Annotated in this window: 10 protein-coding genes; 3 read left to right on the top strand and 7 right to left on the bottom strand. The window is 71.1% G+C overall.

The window, feature by feature from the left end; genetic code table 11:
- Positions 1–25: 25 nt before the first annotated feature.
- The 7 genes from CKO31_RS20025 to CKO31_RS20055 all read right to left on the bottom strand — a co-directional run bounded on the left by CKO31_RS20025 (position 26) and on the right by CKO31_RS20055 (position 5,614).
- On the bottom strand, positions 26–841 hold the full coding sequence (locus CKO31_RS20025) for an SDR family oxidoreductase (protein ID WP_200240817.1): 816 nt from the start codon (positions 839–841) through the stop codon (positions 26–28).
- Between the two features lie 100 nt (positions 842–941).
- A complete protein-coding gene (locus CKO31_RS20030; RefSeq protein ID WP_200240819.1) occupies positions 942–1,502 on the bottom strand; it encodes a Uma2 family endonuclease in 561 nt (186 codons plus the stop codon).
- Between the two features lie 137 nt (positions 1,503–1,639).
- Positions 1,640–2,488 carry an SMP-30/gluconolactonase/LRE family protein gene (locus CKO31_RS20035; protein WP_200240821.1) on the bottom strand — a complete coding sequence of 283 codons (849 nt, stop codon included), beginning with the start codon at positions 2,486–2,488 and terminating at the stop codon, positions 1,640–1,642.
- A gap of 107 nt (positions 2,489–2,595) precedes the next feature.
- Complete coding sequence (locus CKO31_RS20040) at positions 2,596–3,102, bottom strand: gluconokinase (protein WP_200240823.1); 507 nt, start codon at positions 3,100–3,102, stop codon at positions 2,596–2,598.
- Complete coding sequence (purU, locus tag CKO31_RS20045) at positions 3,099–3,953, bottom strand: formyltetrahydrofolate deformylase (RefSeq protein WP_200240824.1); 855 nt, start codon at positions 3,951–3,953, stop codon at positions 3,099–3,101. The genes CKO31_RS20040 and purU overlap by 4 nt, the downstream gene beginning before the upstream one ends.
- A gap of 60 nt (positions 3,954–4,013) precedes the next feature.
- A complete protein-coding gene (locus CKO31_RS20050) occupies positions 4,014–4,496 on the bottom strand; it encodes a Uma2 family endonuclease (protein ID WP_200240826.1) in 483 nt (160 codons plus the stop codon).
- Between the two features lie 263 nt (positions 4,497–4,759).
- A complete protein-coding gene (locus tag CKO31_RS20055; protein WP_200240828.1) occupies positions 4,760–5,614 on the bottom strand; it encodes a pentapeptide repeat-containing protein in 855 nt (284 codons plus the stop codon).
- 668 nt (positions 5,615–6,282) lie between these two features.
- Here CKO31_RS20055 and recC point away from each other — a divergent pair.
- From recC to recD, 3 genes are read left to right on the top strand one after another with little or no spacing between them, the layout of a single operon-like run.
- Positions 6,283–9,627, top strand: coding sequence for an exodeoxyribonuclease V subunit gamma (gene recC, locus CKO31_RS20060; protein ID WP_200240829.1), 3,345 nt, complete (start codon positions 6,283–6,285; stop codon positions 9,625–9,627).
- Positions 9,624–13,412: an exodeoxyribonuclease V subunit beta gene (gene recB, locus CKO31_RS20065; protein WP_200240830.1), complete on the top strand. Its 3,789-nt coding sequence runs from the start codon at positions 9,624–9,626 to the stop codon at positions 13,410–13,412. Before recC ends, recB begins: the two co-directional genes overlap by 4 nt.
- Complete coding sequence (gene recD, locus CKO31_RS20070; RefSeq protein WP_200240831.1) at positions 13,409–15,523, top strand: exodeoxyribonuclease V subunit alpha; 2,115 nt, start codon at positions 13,409–13,411, stop codon at positions 15,521–15,523. The genes recB and recD overlap by 4 nt, the downstream gene beginning before the upstream one ends.
- Positions 15,524–15,699 lie beyond the last annotated feature (176 nt).

Below are 15,699 nucleotides of genomic sequence, written 5' to 3' on the forward strand. Positions count from 1 at the left end.
CGCCAGAGACGAGAGATGGGCGCCGTCAGCCGCCCTCCCGGAACCCGGGATACAGCGTCATCCCGCCGTCCACATACAGCGTCGTCCCGGTTATGTAGTCCGAGGCGTCCGACGCCAGCCAGACCGCGGCGCGGCCGATGTCCATGGGCTCGCCGATACGCCCGTACGGGATCAGCGTCAGCAGGTCCGCTTCCGCCTCGGCGCTCTCCCAGGCCGAGCGGTTGATGGGTGTGCGGATGGCCCCCGGCGAGATGCCGTTCACGCGAATGCGATGCTCGGCGACTTCCTGGGCCAGGCTCTTCAGGAACATCAGCACGCCGCCCTTGGAGGTGGCGTAGTTCACGTGTCCGGCCCAAGGCACGATGTCGTGCACCGAGGACATGCAGATGATCTTGCCGGCGGCGCAGGAGCGCTGCGGGTCGATACCCTGGCGCAGGAACGCCCGGACCGCCTCGCGCGCGCACAGGAACTGCCCGGTCAGGTTCACATCCAGCACCTTGTTCCACTGGTCCAAGGTCATGTCATGGAACGGGGCGTCGCGCTGCAGACCCGCGTTGGCCACCAGGATGTCGACGCCGCCCCAGGCGTCGACCATGTCCCGGAACATGCGCTGCACCTGGCCCTCGTCACTGACATCGGCCTCGAGCGCCATGGCCTCGCCGCCGTCGACGCGGATCTCTTGGACCAGCTGCTCGGCGGCCTCTGGATTCACAACATAGTTGATGACCACGCGCGCGCCGGCCTGCGCCAGTGCACGGGCGACGGCGGCACCGATACCGGAGTTTGCGCCGGTGACCAGGGCGCGCTGGCCACGAAGGGTATCGGGATGAATAGCGGGCATGGGCGGGCTCCTGCGTGGTGACGGCCGATCGGGACCCGGGCCTGGCACCGCTCTAGAGGCGGGTCGATTTGGCCTGGGCGCAAGCTCCCGGCACGACACGTCAGTCCCAAAGATTGCCGAGCTCGAGTACCAGTGCGTCGAAGGGTGGCACAGCGATGCTAGCGGTATCGGCTGCCTGCGCGAGCAGGCGCCAGTGTCCGTCCTCCCGGCCATAGGCCTCCAGGGTGTGGCGGTGAGGGTCGACGAGCCAGGTATAGGCCACGCCGTGGTACCCGTAGAGAGGGAGTTTGATTTCTCGGTCCTTGCTGGCGGTGGTGGGGGAGAGAATCTCGCAGACCCAGTCAGGGACAATCTCGAAGCGATGACCCTCGGGGACCTTGGGCATACGCTCCTTGCGCCAGCCGGCGAGATCGGGAACGGCGACCTCGCGATCGGTGACGAAGTGGATTTCCGGCTCAATGAGGATCCACCAGCCGCCGGGGCCGCCGCGGCCCCGGCCATAGGCGCCGCCGATGTCGATGCTGAGCTCGGTCTCTGCCCGTGCGTGCGGACCCGACGGACGCGGCTGGGTGTGGAGCTGGCCGTTGAGAATCTCCCCGGTCAGGCTCTCGGGCAGGGCTTCCAGCTGGTCGTAAAGCCCGGGCTTGTAGGCATGCTGCATGGCTTCGGCCCGCCGGCAATGGTGGCTTGGCTGAGTCTTGAGGATACCGCGAAGGATACGCGCGGTGGGATACGAGCGGTGGCGTCCTGCCCACGAGCGAGATGCCGATTACTCGGCGTTTCCCTGGCTTGAGCAGATCAGGGCAGCCCGGCGCCGGGCACCGCGACCTCCGCGGTCTCGATGCGCCCGCTCCTGAGCTGGGCGGCCTGTTGCGGGTCGCAGGTCTCGGCGGTGCAGACGTGCAGGGTGCGCCGCTGCGGGCCGCCGAGCATGCAGGCGTAGGGGGTGCCGGCGGTCACGCAGCGGCCCAGGATCTCACCGCCGCGGGCGACGCGCAGGGTCTCGTGCGTGCCGGGCGAGCTGATCCACAGCGCCCCGTCGGCGTCCAGGCAAATACCGTCCGGCGTGGCTTCGCCCAGCGCCGCCCAGATGCCGCGGTCCGTGCTGTGCCCGTCAGGGCCGAGCTGAAACCAGCTCACGCGGTTCGCGAAGGTCTCGCCGACCAGCAGGGTGCCGCCATCGCGTGTGATGGCAGAGCCGTTCGGAAAGACGAGGCCGTCGGCGAACGGCTCGATGCCGCCGTCCGTGTCCACCAGCAGGAGCTCCGTCGGCGTCCTGGGCGCACCGCCGTCCACGTCGTAGCCGAAGTTGCCGGCATAGATCCGGCCTGCCGCGTCCACCACCATATCGTTGCAGTGCCAAGGGGCATGCTGGGAGAGGTCGGCGTAGGGCAGCAGCGCGCCGTCGACGACACGGACGATGCGACGCGTGGTCATCAGCACGCAGAGCAGGTCGCCATTGGGCAGCCAGCCGAGCCCGCCGGGGCGGTCCTCGGTGGTGGCAATGGTCGTCAGGCTGCCGTCGGCCGCCATGGCCAGCACCTGGTGGGCGTGCTGGTCCGTGAGCCAGAAGCGTCCGTCGTGCCAGCGCGGGCCTTCCGGGAAGGCGAGGCCGTCGGCGACGACTCGGGCTTGGTAGGTCTGCATGCTGATGTCCTCAGGGGGCCGGGCGCGGTTCGGCGAAGCGTCCCAAGGAAGCCGGGCCGATGCAACGCCGATGCAACTAAGCCTCCATGCGACGGCGGCGGCACGTTTCAGGCATCGGGCGCGTGGTCTTGCGCTGCGAGTGCCTCGCGCACCAATGCCACCTGCCCCGATGTCGCCAGGCCGATGGGCACCTCGATGGCGTCATCCGGCACGCTCAGGGTCGCGATCTGGCTGTCCAGCAGCACCGGCGGCATGAAGTGGTCTCGGCGGGCGGCGAGCCGCTCGCGCAGCTCCGCCGGCGCGCCCACCAGCAGCACGTAGCGGATATCCCGCAGACCCGCCGTAAGCCGGGTGCGGTAGCTGTCTTTGAGCGCGGAGCAGGCCAGCACCGCGTCCTTGCCGGCGGCGTCCTGCTCGCGCAGCAGCGCATGCAGCCGGTCCAGCCAGGGCCCGCGGTCGGCGTCGTCAAGCGGCTCGCCGCGGCGCATCTTGGCGATGTTCTCCGGCGGGTGATGGTCGTCGGCGTCGACGAAGCCGCAGCCGAGCGCCGCCGCCAGCGCCTCTCCGAGGGTGCTCTTGCCGGCGCCGCTGACGCCCATGACGATGACGATCATCCGAACACGATGGTCTTGTTGCCGTGGACCAGCACCCGGTCCTCCAGATGGAAACGCAGGCCGCGGGCGAGCACCTGCTTCTCTACGTCTTTGCCCAGGCGAATCATGTCCTCCACGGTGTTGTGATGGCCCACGCGCACCACGTCCTGCTCGATGATAGGGCCGGCGTCCAGCTCCGTGGTCACATAGTGGCAGGTGGCGCCGATGAGCTTCACCCCGCGGTCGGCAGCCTGATGATAGGGCCGGGCGCCGACGAAGCTCGGCAGGAAGCTGTGGTGGATGTTGATAATGCGCGCCGGATACTGGGCGCAGATCTGCTCCGGCAAGATCTGCATATAGCGCGCCAGTACGATGACATCCGGCCGCGCCTCGGCCAGCGCCTGCTCCACCGCCGCGAAATGGATCGACTTGTCCGCCGCCTCCACCGGGAAGTGGCGATAGTCGAGCCCATGCCATTCCACGTAGCTGCGCAGCTCGTCGTGGTTGGAGATCACGCAGGGGATGTCGAAGGCCATCTCGCCGCTGCGCCAGCGATACAGCAGGTCCGACAGGCAATGCGCCTGCTTGCTGGCGAGCAGCACCACGCGCTTGTTGATGCCGGTGTCGTAGACGCACCACTGCATCCGAAAGCGCTCGGCCACCGGCGTGAAGTGGGATTTCAGTCCTTCCAGACCGAAGGGCAGGGACGACGCCCGCACCACGTAGCGCATGAAGAACCACTGGCTGTCCGGGTCCGTGTAGTGGTGGGCCTCGGTGATCCAGCCGCCGTGCACGGCGATGAAATCGCTGACGGCGGCGACGATGCCCACCCGGTCCGGGCAGGAGATGATGAGGCGGTAGGCGCGCTCCATGGGCTCGGCTCGCGGTGGCCAGTGCGGGGGTTGGCAGGCTTGCGTCAGCTGGCCCGCAGGTCAAAAGGGCAAGGTAACCCGATCCGGGAAGTCTGGCACCAGCGCGCTTCGCGCAAGCACCGCATGGTTGTTGTGGAAGGTCATGGCCCCTTCCGTGTCGCAGAGCCAGAACTCCTTGGCACCGCGGGCGAAGTAGAACTCCTTCTTCTCGTCCATCTCGGCGCGTGAGTTGGACTCCGACAGCACCTCGACGACGATCTCCGGCGACTCCGGGTAGGGGTTTGCAGCGCCGTGGCGGGCCAGAAACTCACGGCTCGCCCAGGCGACGTCCGCGACCTTGACGCCGGCGGTGGTCTCGATGCTGCATTCCGGGAAGGCGGTGCCACCGGGCGCGTGGCGGCGCAGCAGCGTCTGGATCTCGCCCTGCAACAGGGAGTGTCGATTGGACGCCGGACTCATCACGATATGCCCCCAGCGGTTGGTCTCCAGCTTGAAGGGGAGATCCTTGAGTGCCGGGTGCGCGCAGATCTCCTGCCAGTTCATTGCCTGTGCTCCGAAATCGTGCTGCCGATGTCACATCATAGCGAGCGCGGCGGCGCTCGGCATCCCGCGGTGGGCGCCCCCTGCGTGCCATGAGATCGCGCAACTGGGAGATCGCGTAACTGGCGTGCCTATGGCGGATAAGCGCAGCTCATCCGCTGCTCGGCGGGTCGTAACGCCTGAATCTGGCGCGACCCGCCGTGGAGTGATTGAGCCGCCCGTCTGTGGTAGCACTCCGAGGGCTGTCGCCAATCCCGACGCTGCGCTCAGCGAACGTTTTCTTTGAACGAGGGTATTCTGGCGTTGCGGGCCTTGGAGAAATTGGCGAAGGTGATGCTGGTCGACACCAGTGAGACGTCCGTGAAGTCCGCATCGGTCACGTCGGCGTGACGCAGCACGGCGCCCATCAGCTGGGCGCCCGCGAGGTTCGCCCCGGTCAGATTCGCGCCGTGGAGATTGACGTCCCGCAGTAATACACCGCGCAGATCCGCGCCGATCAGGGTCGCCTCGCGCATGTTGGCGAGGTTGAGCACGGACGGGATGCGGCTGCCGACACCGCCGATGCGGGCGCCGTCGAGGTTCGCCCTGAGCAGCTTGACGCCGTTCAGATGGGTGTTCTGGATGTCGGCGTCTGCCAGATTGCAGCCGCTCATCAACGCCTCGATCAGCAGGGAGTCCTTGATGCGGGCGCGCAACAATCGGCAATCCCGCAAACAGGCGTCCGAAAGGTCGCTGCGCTCGATGACGGCATCGGATAGGTCTGCGCCGTGAAAATCCACGTAGCGCAGATCGCATGCCAGCAGACGCGCACCGCGCAGATCGCTGTTGGTGAGGACCGCGCCGCTGCCGGGGGAGCCGTCGCTGAACTTCGCTTGCTCGAACAGTGCGCCGGAGAGATTGGCCCCATCGAGCTGGCTGCGAAACATGACGGCGCCCGTGAGTCTGGCGCCGGTCAGATCGGCCCCGACGAGGTCGGTCTCATGCAGCCAGGCCCCGCTGAGATCCGCATCCCGCAGGTCCGCGCCATCGAGGATATCCTCCCGCAGATCCGCGTCCACCAGGCTCTGCGCATCCACGGTTCGCAGGACCTCTCCCGTGTCCTTGTGTCTGATCTCGATCATGACTGTGCTGGAATCATGCTCAGCAGCACGAAGATATCCGCCGAGATCCAGATGCGCTTCAGCGTTTGCATGGTGCGCCTCCCAGGGTAATGATCCCAACCACAGTGTAGACCGACACACCCATTCGCAGCGGCAAACGCGGCCCTCTCTTGCTCGCGCCACCGCATGCCGCCGGCATCAACGGAACCGCGTCTTAGGGCAACGCCGATTGATCGGGGTTGCCCGTGCGGAGCAGGTGGCCCCGCGATGCTCATCGAGCTAAACCGCTGAAACTGAAGGCGTTCGCAAGCCGTGTCTTCGAGCGCCGTGCCGACTCTGGCCTAGGGCGACCAATAATCGGCTTCTCTTCAACAGCTGCGCGGAGCCCCTTCACGCCACCTGGTCCCCGGCGACCATGGCGCAGATCCAAGGTGGGTCTATGTAAAAAAGCAGTGCTCTCCCTATTGCACGATCAGCGTTTCCCCCGGCTCCCATGCATCCGTGCCCGTCGCCGGCGCCTGCTCGGCGAGCGCCGGGAGCAAGTCGCGCCAGCGCAGCAACAGCCGCTGCCAATTCAACCTATGGCTCACCCCCAGCGGCACACAGGCTCAGCCTTTGAGTCACCGGCCGCGCTAGACTCTCGGCCCGTCGCAGGATCAGACATCGACCAGACCCCACGTGTACGCTGCATGCTGACCGTCATCCGCTCCAATCGCGTCGAGCAACTGCTGGCCGAGCTGGCCCGGCGGCTGGTGACAGCGCCGCCCGCATCCGTGCTCACGCCGGCCACCGTGGTGGCCGCGAGCCCCGCCATGGCGCGCTGGGTCAACCTGAGGCTCGCCGAGGTCTGCGGCGTGGCCGCGAATCTGGACTACCCGCTGCCGGCCACCTTCGTCTGGCGCCTGGCGCGCGGGCTGCTGGACGATCTGCCTGACGCGGACCCGCTGTCGCTGGACGCCATGGCCTGGCAGGTCTTCGCCGAGCTGCCGGCGCTGCTGGCGGAGCCGGCCTTCGCACCGCTGCAGCGCTACCTGCGCGACGACGCCGACGGGCGCAAGCGCTGGCAGCTCGCCACCCGCATCGCCGATGTCTTCGACCGCTGCCAGCTCTACCGCCCGGCGCTGATCCGCGCCTGGACCGACGGCCTGGAGGTCGATGACCTCGAGGCAGCGGCCGCCGAGCCCTGGCAGGGTCCGCTCTGGCGGCGGCTGGTGGCCGGCCGGGAGCAGCAGCACCGCGTCGCCGTGCTGGACCGGCTGCTGGCGGCGCTCGGGCAGCCGGCGGCGGGCGCCTTGCCCGAGCCTGTCGCGGTGTTCGCCGTCTCCAGCCTGCCGCCGGTGTTGGTGGAGGTGCTCCAGGCCCTGTCGCGCCACATCGACGTGGCTCTCTACCTGCACACACCCACGGCGGAGTTTTGGTCCGACCTGGTCTCCCAGAAGACCCTCGCCCGCAAGCGGCTGGCGCAGCCGGACGACGCCGACCTCTGGGAGACCGGCAATCCGCTGCTCGGCTCCTGGGGCCGGCAGGGCCAGGCCTTGCAGGACCTGCTGCTGCATGGGGAAACCCCGTTGGCGGAGGAGGACGCCTATGCCGCGGACTGGCCGAAGACCCTGCTGGGGCGGCTGCAACAGGACCTGTTCGCGCTGACCCCGGTGCCGGCGCCGGACGAGCGCATCCCGATGCCCGCCGACGACTCGGTGCAGGTCCACCTCTGCCACAGCCCGGCGCGGGAATGCCAGGTGCTGCACGACAGCCTGCTGGCCCTGTTCGAGGCCGAGCCGGACCTGCGCCCGGAAGACGTGCTGGTGTTGGTGCCGGACATCGCAGCCTATGCCGCGGACATCGCCGCCGTCTTCGACCGCCACCGGCCGGACCCGACAGGGCCGGCGGCGGCCGAGCGGCGCTCGGGCGCACCCTTCATTCCCTGGAATCTCTCGGACATCGCCGTCGCCGACGAGCATCCGCTGGTGCGCGTCTTCCTGCGCCTGCTGGCGCTGCCCGAGAGCCGCTTCACCCAGTCCGAGGTGCTGTCCTACCTGGACGTGCCGGAGCTGGCGGAGCATTTCGGCCTGGATGCCGACGCCGTGACCCGGGTCCGGGACTGGCTGGCGGCCGCCAACCTGCGCTGGGGCCTGGACGGCGCCCACAAGGCCGGCCTTGCGCTGCCGGCGACGGAGCAGAACACCTGGGCGCAGGCCGGGGCGCGGCTCTTCGCCGGCTATGCGCTCGGTGGGGCGCCGGGCGGCGATGCGGGCTTCGCCGGCATCGCACCGGTGGCCGGTGTCGAAGGCGCCGGCGCCGCGGCCTTGGGCCGATTCTGGCGGCTCTTCGACCGGCTGCGGGACACGGCTCGCCGCCTCGCCGAGCCGCGCACCGCCGCGGACTGGCAGCGGGCCCTGGGCCGGCTCATCGCGGACTTCTTCGGCGAGCGCGACGACCCGGACGGCCACCTCCAGCGCATCCGCGACGCCGTCGCGGAGCTGGCCGAGCAGGCCGCCGCCGTCGACGAGCCCCTGAGCCCGGCCCTGGTGCGCACCTGGCTCGAAGCGCGCGTCGGCGGCACCGGCACCGGCACCGAGCGCCGCGGCGGCCGATGGTTCAGCGGCGGCGTGACCTTCTGCGGCATGCGGCCCCTGCGCAGCCTGCCGTTCCAGGTCATCTGCGTGCTCGGCCTGGACGACGACGCCTTCCCGCGCCGCGACCGGCCCGTGGAATTCGACCCCATGCGCCGCAGCTGGCGCCCCGGCGACCCGCGCAAGGCGGACGAGGACCGCTACCTCTTCCTGGAGACCCTGCTCGGCGCCCGCCGCCGGCTCTATCTGAGCTGCGTCGGCCGCGACATCCGCAGCAACGAACCGCGCCAGCCCTCGGTGCTGCTGCGGGAGCTGCTGGATCACATGGACCAGTATTTCGTCGCCGCCGAGGGCGGCGGGCCGCTGAGCAAGGCCGTCACCCGCGTCCACGCCCTCCAGCCCTTCAGCCCGGCCCGGTTCGACCCGCAAGACCCGAGCTTCGATCAGGACTGGTGCCGCGTCGCCGGGCAGGTGCAGGCCGCCGCGGGGGGGCAGGCGACGGCCGCACCCGTGGACTGGCCCACCGATCCGCTGCCGGAGCCCCCCGAGCCCATGCGGGACGTCACGCTCACGCAGCTGGAGCGCTTCCTGGTGCACCCGGTGCGCTGTTTCGCCCAGATCCGCCTCGGCGTCTACCTGCTCGAGCGCGAGCCGGAGGCGGACGACGAGCCCTTCGCGCTGGACGGCCTCGCCGGCTGGCAGCTCAAGACCCGGCTCATGGCAGACCGGCTCGCCGGCCGGCCCGCCACGGCTGATCGACTGGCTGCCGAGGGCGTCCTGCCCCATGGCGCCTTCGGCGGACTGACGCTGGAGCGCGAGGCGCAGGGCCTGGCCGGGCTGGCGCAAGACCTGGCGCCCTACTGCGGGCAGAGCCGCGCCCGGCTGGATCTGGACCTGACCTGCGCCGACCACCCCGGCAGTCCCTGGCGGCTCACGGGACAGGTGGATGGGCTCTATCCTGGGCTCGGCCTGCTGCGCTGGCGGGCCGGCAAGCTGCGGGGCGAGGATCGCCTGCGGCTCTGGCTCGCGCACCTGGCGCGCTGGGCGGTGGCGGATGCGGATCTGGTGACGGCGCCGGAGCCCTCCCGGCTCTTCGGCGAGGAAGACAGCTTCGTGCTCGCCGAGCCCGTGGCGCAGGCCGAGGCCCGCGTCCGGCTCTGCGAGCTGGTGTCCCTGTATTGGCAGGGCGTACAGCGCCCGCTGCCCATCTTCCGCAGGGCCAGCTTCGCCTTGGCCGAGCGCTGGGACGACGGCGACGACGTCTCGCAGGAGCGCGCCCGCAACGCCGCCGCGCGGGCGTGGGACGGCAACGCCTTCAACCAGATCTCGGGCGACGCGGACGACGACTACGTTCGCCTGGTGCTGCGGGACGTCACCGGCGACCCCCTGGCCCATCCGGACTTCGAGCGCCTGGCGCTTTTGCTCTACGGCCCGCTGCTGGCGGCGGGGGCGGACGCATGAGCGCCAAGACCCTGGACAACGCGGCCATGCTGAGCTTCCCGCTGGAGGGTGCGCACCTCATCGAGGCCAGCGCCGGCACCGGCAAGACCTACAGCATCGCCAACCTCTACCTGCGCCAGATCCTGAACGGCCGCGACGTGGGCGAGGTACTGGTGGTCACCTTCACCAACGCCGCCACCGACGAGCTGCGCGGGCGCCTGCGGGCACGGCTGTTCGAGGCATTGTCGCTGCTGGAGCAGGGCCGGGCGAGCGACGACGAATTCCTGCAGATGCTGGCCGCGCAGCTGCGCACCGGCCCCCAGCTTGAGACCGCCCGGGACACCGCCATCCGCCGGCTGCGCCTCGCCGTGCGCGCCATGGACGAGGCCGCCGTGCTCAGCATCCACGGCTTCTGCCAGCGGGCCCTGGCGGAGTTCGCCTTCAACAGCGGCCAGGGCTTCGGGCTGGAGGTGCTCACCGACGACAGCCCCCTGTGGCGCGCCGCGGTGCAGGACTGGTGGCGGCGCACGGCCTATCCGCTGGATGCCGCCACGGCCGAGCTGCTCGCGGCTGCGGTGGGGGACCTGGACGACTTTCGCCGGCGTTTGCGCCCGCTGCTGGGCAACCCGCAGCCCGAGCTGCTGCCGGCGGCGACCGACCTGGCCGAGGTGCTGGCGCGCTTCGATGCGCTGCTGCCGACCTTGGCCGGGATCGCCAAAGACTGGCGGCAGGCGCGCGAGCGCCTCGCGGCGGCACTCATCGACAGCAAGGCCCTGAAGCGCGCCCAGACAACGCCCTTCCATCCGGACGTGCTGGCGGCGAGCCTCACGGAGCTGGATGACTACCTGGCCGATGACCCGACGGGACCGCCACCGGCCTGCTTCGAGGCCCTCGACGCCGCGGTGATCCAGCATCAGCTCAAGAAGGGCAAGACCGACCCGGCCCTGGACGACCCCTTGTTTACCCGCTGCGGTGCTGTCCGCGCCGAGCTGGAGCGCATCCGGCGCGACCTGCGCGCCGCGGCCCTCGCCGATGCCGCGGCCTCCGCTCGGCAACAGGTCCGGCAGGCCAAGGCGGACGGCGGCCTGCTCGCCTACGACGACATGCTGACCCACCTGCGCGATGCGCTCGCAGGCGCGGGCGGCGAGGCGCTGGCGGCAGCCGTCACCGGGCGCTTTCCGGTGGCCATGATCGACGAGTTCCAGGACACCGACCCCTTGCAGTGGGCCATCTTCCGGCGGCTCTACCTGGACGGGCCGGGCCGCGGCCTGCTGCTCATCGGCGACCCCAAGCAGGCCATCTACAGTTTCCGCGGCGGGGACATCTTCACCTACATGGCCGCCCAGCAGCGCCTGGACCACGAGGCCCGCTGGACCCTGCGCAGGAACTGGCGCTCCACGCCGGCGGTGGTGCAGGCGGTAAACGCCGTCTTCTCGCGGCGGTCGCGGGACGCCTTCGTCTTCGGCGACACCATCAGCTTCGCGCCCAGCGCGGCCGCGGACAAGCCCCATCGCTACCTGGTGGACGGCGGCAAGAACCGGCCGGCGCTGACCCTCTGGACCCTGCCGCCGGTGCCGGACAGCAAGGGCGAGCCCAAGCCGCCCAACAAGGACGATGCCACGGCCATGGCCCACGCCGCCGTCGCCGGGGAGATCGTCCGGCTGCTGGCGGGGGCGCGTGCCGGAACGGTCCGCCTGGCCAAGCGTAATGCCGACGGCACGGTGGCCGAGGAGCGCCCCCTGGCCCCCAAGGACATCGCCGTGCTGGTGCGCACCCGCCGCGACGGCACGGCGCTGCGCCAAGCGCTGCTGGCCCGCGGCATCAACGCCGTCTCCGTGGCCCGCGACAGCGTCTACCTCAGCGACGAGGCCGCGGCGCTGGAGCCGCTGCTCGCGGCGGCCCTGGACCCGCGGGACCGCCGGCTCGCCCGCCTGGCCCTGGCCTCGCCGCTGCTGGGGCTCGGCTATGCGCAGATCGCGCGCATCGCCGGCGACGACGCCGCCTGGGCGGACTGGGTGGACCGGCTCCAGGCCCTGCACCATGCCTGGCAGCAGCGGGGCTTCATGGCCATGTTCCAGCAGCTCCTGTGGCACACGGGCACCGGCCAGGGCGATGACGCCGCCGCCGGGATCATCCCGGTGGCCGAGCGCCTGGCCGCCGGCGACGACGCCGAGCGCCGGCTCACCAACCTGCTGCACCTCGGCGAGCTGTTGCAGCAGGCGGCCCGCGCCGAGGCCGGCATGGACGCGCTGCTCGGCTGGTTTCGCAACCAGCGCCGGGAGCAGCAGACGGAGGAGGCCGGCGACGAGCTGCAGCTGCGCCTGGAGAGCGATGCCGACCTGGTGCAGATCGTCACCATGCACGCCGCCAAGGGCCTGCAATACCCGGTGGTCTTCCTGCCGGACCTCTGGAACTGCAAGGTCACGCCGAAGGACGGGCCGCTGCGCTTCCATCGCGACGACCACAAGCTCTGCCTCGACATCGGCTCCGACGAGCACGACGCGCATCTGCACCTCGCCGAGCGCGAGCGCCTGGCCGAAGACGTGCGCCTGGCCTATGTGGCGCTGACGCGGGCGGAGTCGGCCGTCTACGTGGTCTGGGGGGTTGCCGGCAGCGCCAAGCACGGCGCCGACGCCGGCCGTGCCGCGCTCGGCTGGCTCCTGCATCCGCATCAAGACGTCGCCGCCCTCACCGAGGGGCCGCCGGACGCCTTCGCCGGCATTGATGCGCTGGAGCCTGACCTGGCGGCGCTGGCCGCGGTGGCCGAGGGTGCCGTTACCGTGACGGAGCTGCCGCAGGGGCAGCTCACCGGCAAGCTCCCGGCGGCCGGCGCCGCCGCCGTGCCCACCGCCCGCAGCTTCAGCGGGCGCATCGACACCAGCTGGCGCATCACCAGCTTCTCCGCCCTGACCCGCGACCTGCACGCGGTGCCGCCCGCCCTCGGCGAGCGCATCGACGACGAGTCTGCGGCGGCCCCGGGCCTGCCGGGGGTGGAAGCCGACGCGCCTGCCCCGGCACCGCCCGACGACGACCCGGCGCTGCGCTTCCCCGCCGGCAGCGATGTGGGCACCTTCCTGCATCTGCTGCTGGAGCACCTGGACTTCACCGGAGACATCGCCGCCGGGGCCGAGCGGCTGAGCGCCCGCTACGCCGCCCGCTTCGGGCTGGACCACCGCCGCCACGGGGCGGATACGGTGCTCTTGATGCAGCGGGCGGTGGCGACCCCGCTGGATGCGGCCGGCTTCCGCCTCGCGGACCTGCCGGCGGCGCGTCGGCTCAACGAGCTTGCCTTCGACCTGGCCACCACGCGGGCGGATCTCGGGGCGCTGAATCGGCTGCTGGCGGCGCACGCGGGGCGGCCGGTCCCGGCGCTCACGGCGGCGGACTTCGCCGGCATGGTCACCGGCGTCATCGACCTGGTGTTCGAGCATGAGGGGCGCTTCTTCGTGGCGGACTACAAGAGCAATCTGCTGGGCCGGCGCTTTGACGACTACGCCCCGCAGGCGCTGGGCGAGGCCATGCTGACGCGCCGCTACGACCTCCAATACCTGCTCTACACCCTGGCACTGCACCGCTACCTGGCCACCCGGCTGCCGGGCTACGACCCGCAGCACCACCTGGGCGGCGTCTACTATCTGTTCCTGCGCGGCATGCGCCCGGAGACGGGACCGACGCGCGGCGTCTTCTTCGCGCGGCCGGCGCGGGAAATCATCACGGCCCTGGACGAGCAGGTGCTGCCCTGGGGCGACGCCGCCTGGCTCGCGGGCGCCGACGCGGATACCGCGGCGGGGGAGGGCGCGTCATGAGCCCGTCCCTGCATGCGCTGATGGAGGCGGGCCGGCTGCCGCCGCTGGCCTATTACTTCGCGGACTTCGTGGCCCGCGGCTGCGGGCAGGCGCCGGATGGTGTGTTCGCCTTGAGCGCGGCCCTGGTGAGCGCGCGCAACCTGGAGGGCGATGTCTGCATCGACCTCGCCGCACATGCCGGACGGGTGCTGTTCGCCGATGACTCGGCCGCCGACGGCGGCGACAACGCGGATGGGCCCGTGGCGCCGGCGCTGAGCGACTGGCTGGCGGCGCTGCGGGACTGCCCCTGGGTGGGCGCACCGGGCGAGCAGGCGCCGCTGATCCTGGACTGCGGCGGCCCGAGCGCCGCCGACGGGGGCTCGGCGGATGCCCCGGCGGGCAGCAGCTGTCGGCTCTACCTCGGCAAGTACTGGCACTTCGAGGCCGCCGTCGCCGCGGCGCTGCTGGGGCGCATGCAGCCGGCGGCGGACCTGGACCCGGAGCGGCTCGCCGACGGGCTGGCGCGGCTCTTCCCGGCTGCGGTGTCCGCGGGCGCCCCCGCCGAGCCGGATTGGCAGCGCATCGCCGCCGCCATCGCCGTCACCCGCCGCTTCGCGGTGATCTCCGGGGGCCCCGGCACCGGCAAGACCACCACGGTGGTCAAGGTGCTGGCGCTGCTGCTGGAGCAGGCGCCGGACCTGCGCATCGCGCTGGCGGCGCCCACGGGCAAGGCCGCGGCGCGGCTCACCGAGTCCATCGGCGGCGGCAAGCGGCGCATCGCGGCCGACGGCGGCACCGCCGAGTCCGTGCTGAGCCGCATTCCGGAGCAGGCCCGGACCATCCACCGGCTCCTGGGCTTCGGGCGCCGGGGCGCCGGGGAGGACCTGTTCCAGCATGATGCCGATGATCCGCTGTCCGTGGACTGCCTGGTGGTGGACGAGGCATCCATGATCGATCTGCCGTTGATGGCCCGGTTGCTCGCGGCCTTGCCGGCATCGGCCCGGCTGGTGCTGCTGGGCGACCGGGACCAGCTGGCCTCGGTGGAGGCGGGCAATGTGCTCGGCGACATCACCGGCCGCGGGCAGCCCGTCCGATACGGCCCGGCCCAGCGCGCGCTGCTGGCCCGGGTCGGCGCAGCGCCCGCGGCGCTGCCGGCAGCGGCGGCCTCGTCCGATGACGACGGCGCCCCGGCAGCCTCGACCCCGACGCCCGCCGCCGCCGTCGCCCTGCTGCGCCGCAGCTGGCGCTTCGGCGCCGACAGCGGCATCGGCGCCCTGGCCCGAGCCGTCAACGCCGGCGACGGCGCGACGGCGCTGGCGCTGCTGGACGACGACGCCCACGCCGATGTCACCCGCCTCGTCCCGCCCGCGGACGACCTGCACCCCGCCTGCATCGACTGGGCCGTGGCCCGCTTCGCCCCGGTGCTGGACGCCGAAGGCCCGGAGGCGGCCCTCGCCGTGCTGGAGCGCGCCCGAGTGCTCGCCGCCCTGCACCGCGGCCCCTACGGCGTCGAGGCCCTGAACGCACGCATCGCCGAGCGGCTCTTCGCCGAATACCGGGCCGCACGCGGGGCCGCCCCGAGCGCCGGCGACAGGGATGGCCTGCACCACGGCATGCCGGTGATGATCACGGCCAACGACTACGAGGTCGGCCTGTACAACGGCGACGTGGGCGTGCTCTGGGCCGAGGCTGCAGGCCTCCGCGAGCCCCAAGCCCCAAGCGCTGACCCGGTGCTCCGTGGGAGCGGCATCCCTGCCCCGGACGCCGCCGCAGCGTCCGGCACAGGCCGGCTTCGCGCCCATTTCCGCGCCGCCGACGGCAGCCTGCGCACCCTCTCCGTGCGCCAGCTCCCGCCCCATGTCTGCGCCTATGCGCTGACGGTGCACAAGAGCCAGGGCTCGGAATTCGACGAGGTCCTGCTGGTGCTGCCGCCGGAGCCGCACCCGCTGGCCACCCGCGAGCTGCTCTACACCGGCGTCACCCGCGCCCGCAAGCAGGTCACCGTGCACACGGGCGCCGACGCCCTGCGCCAAGCCTCCACCACCCGCGTCCAGCGCGCCTCAGCGCTGGCCGAGCGGCTCGGCTGGCCGGTGAAACCGTCCAATACGGGGACGGTATACTTATTTGATTGAATTGCAGTTGAGGCCGTTGCCGAAGGCTTGCCCCGACATGAGCTCTCTACGGCCGGGGAAATAAGGTTACTGTCCCGAATGGCGCTAACTTAAGCCAGTCCGCGATATGAATCAGACACTTACGTTGAGTACGATACGACGATCCAAGCTCTCCTGCGGCACAAGCGGGCGGTCTT

Origin of the sequence: Thiohalocapsa halophila, from assembly GCF_016583825.1 — a bacterium.
Classification (GTDB): domain Bacteria; phylum Pseudomonadota; class Gammaproteobacteria; order Chromatiales; family Chromatiaceae; genus Thiohalocapsa; species Thiohalocapsa halophila.

What these genes read in the sequence shown, in the direction of transcription:
- CKO31_RS20040 (WP_200240823.1), bottom strand. Translation starts at nt 3,102, where the DNA reads ATGATCGTCATCGTCATGGGCGTCAGCGGCGCCGGCAAGAGCACCCTC.
- recD (WP_200240831.1), top strand. Translation starts at nt 13,409, where the DNA reads ATGAGCCCGTCCCTGCATGCGCTGATGGAGGCGGGCCGGCTGCCGCCG.
- CKO31_RS20055 (WP_200240828.1), bottom strand. Translation starts at nt 5,614, where the DNA reads ATGATCGAGATCAGACACAAGGACACGGGAGAGGTCCTGCGAACCGTG.
- recC (WP_200240829.1), top strand. Translation starts at nt 6,283, where the DNA reads ATGCTGACCGTCATCCGCTCCAATCGCGTCGAGCAACTGCTGGCCGAG.
- recB (WP_200240830.1), top strand. Translation starts at nt 9,624, where the DNA reads ATGAGCGCCAAGACCCTGGACAACGCGGCCATGCTGAGCTTCCCGCTG.
- purU (WP_200240824.1), bottom strand. Translation starts at nt 3,953, where the DNA reads ATGGAGCGCGCCTACCGCCTCATCATCTCCTGCCCGGACCGGGTGGGC.
- CKO31_RS20035 (WP_200240821.1), bottom strand. Translation starts at nt 2,488, where the DNA reads ATGCAGACCTACCAAGCCCGAGTCGTCGCCGACGGCCTCGCCTTCCCG.
- CKO31_RS20030 (WP_200240819.1), bottom strand. Translation starts at nt 1,502, where the DNA reads ATGCAGCATGCCTACAAGCCCGGGCTTTACGACCAGCTGGAAGCCCTG.
- CKO31_RS20025 (WP_200240817.1), bottom strand. Translation starts at nt 841, where the DNA reads ATGCCCGCTATTCATCCCGATACCCTTCGTGGCCAGCGCGCCCTGGTC.
- CKO31_RS20050 (WP_200240826.1), bottom strand. Translation starts at nt 4,496, where the DNA reads ATGAACTGGCAGGAGATCTGCGCGCACCCGGCACTCAAGGATCTCCCC.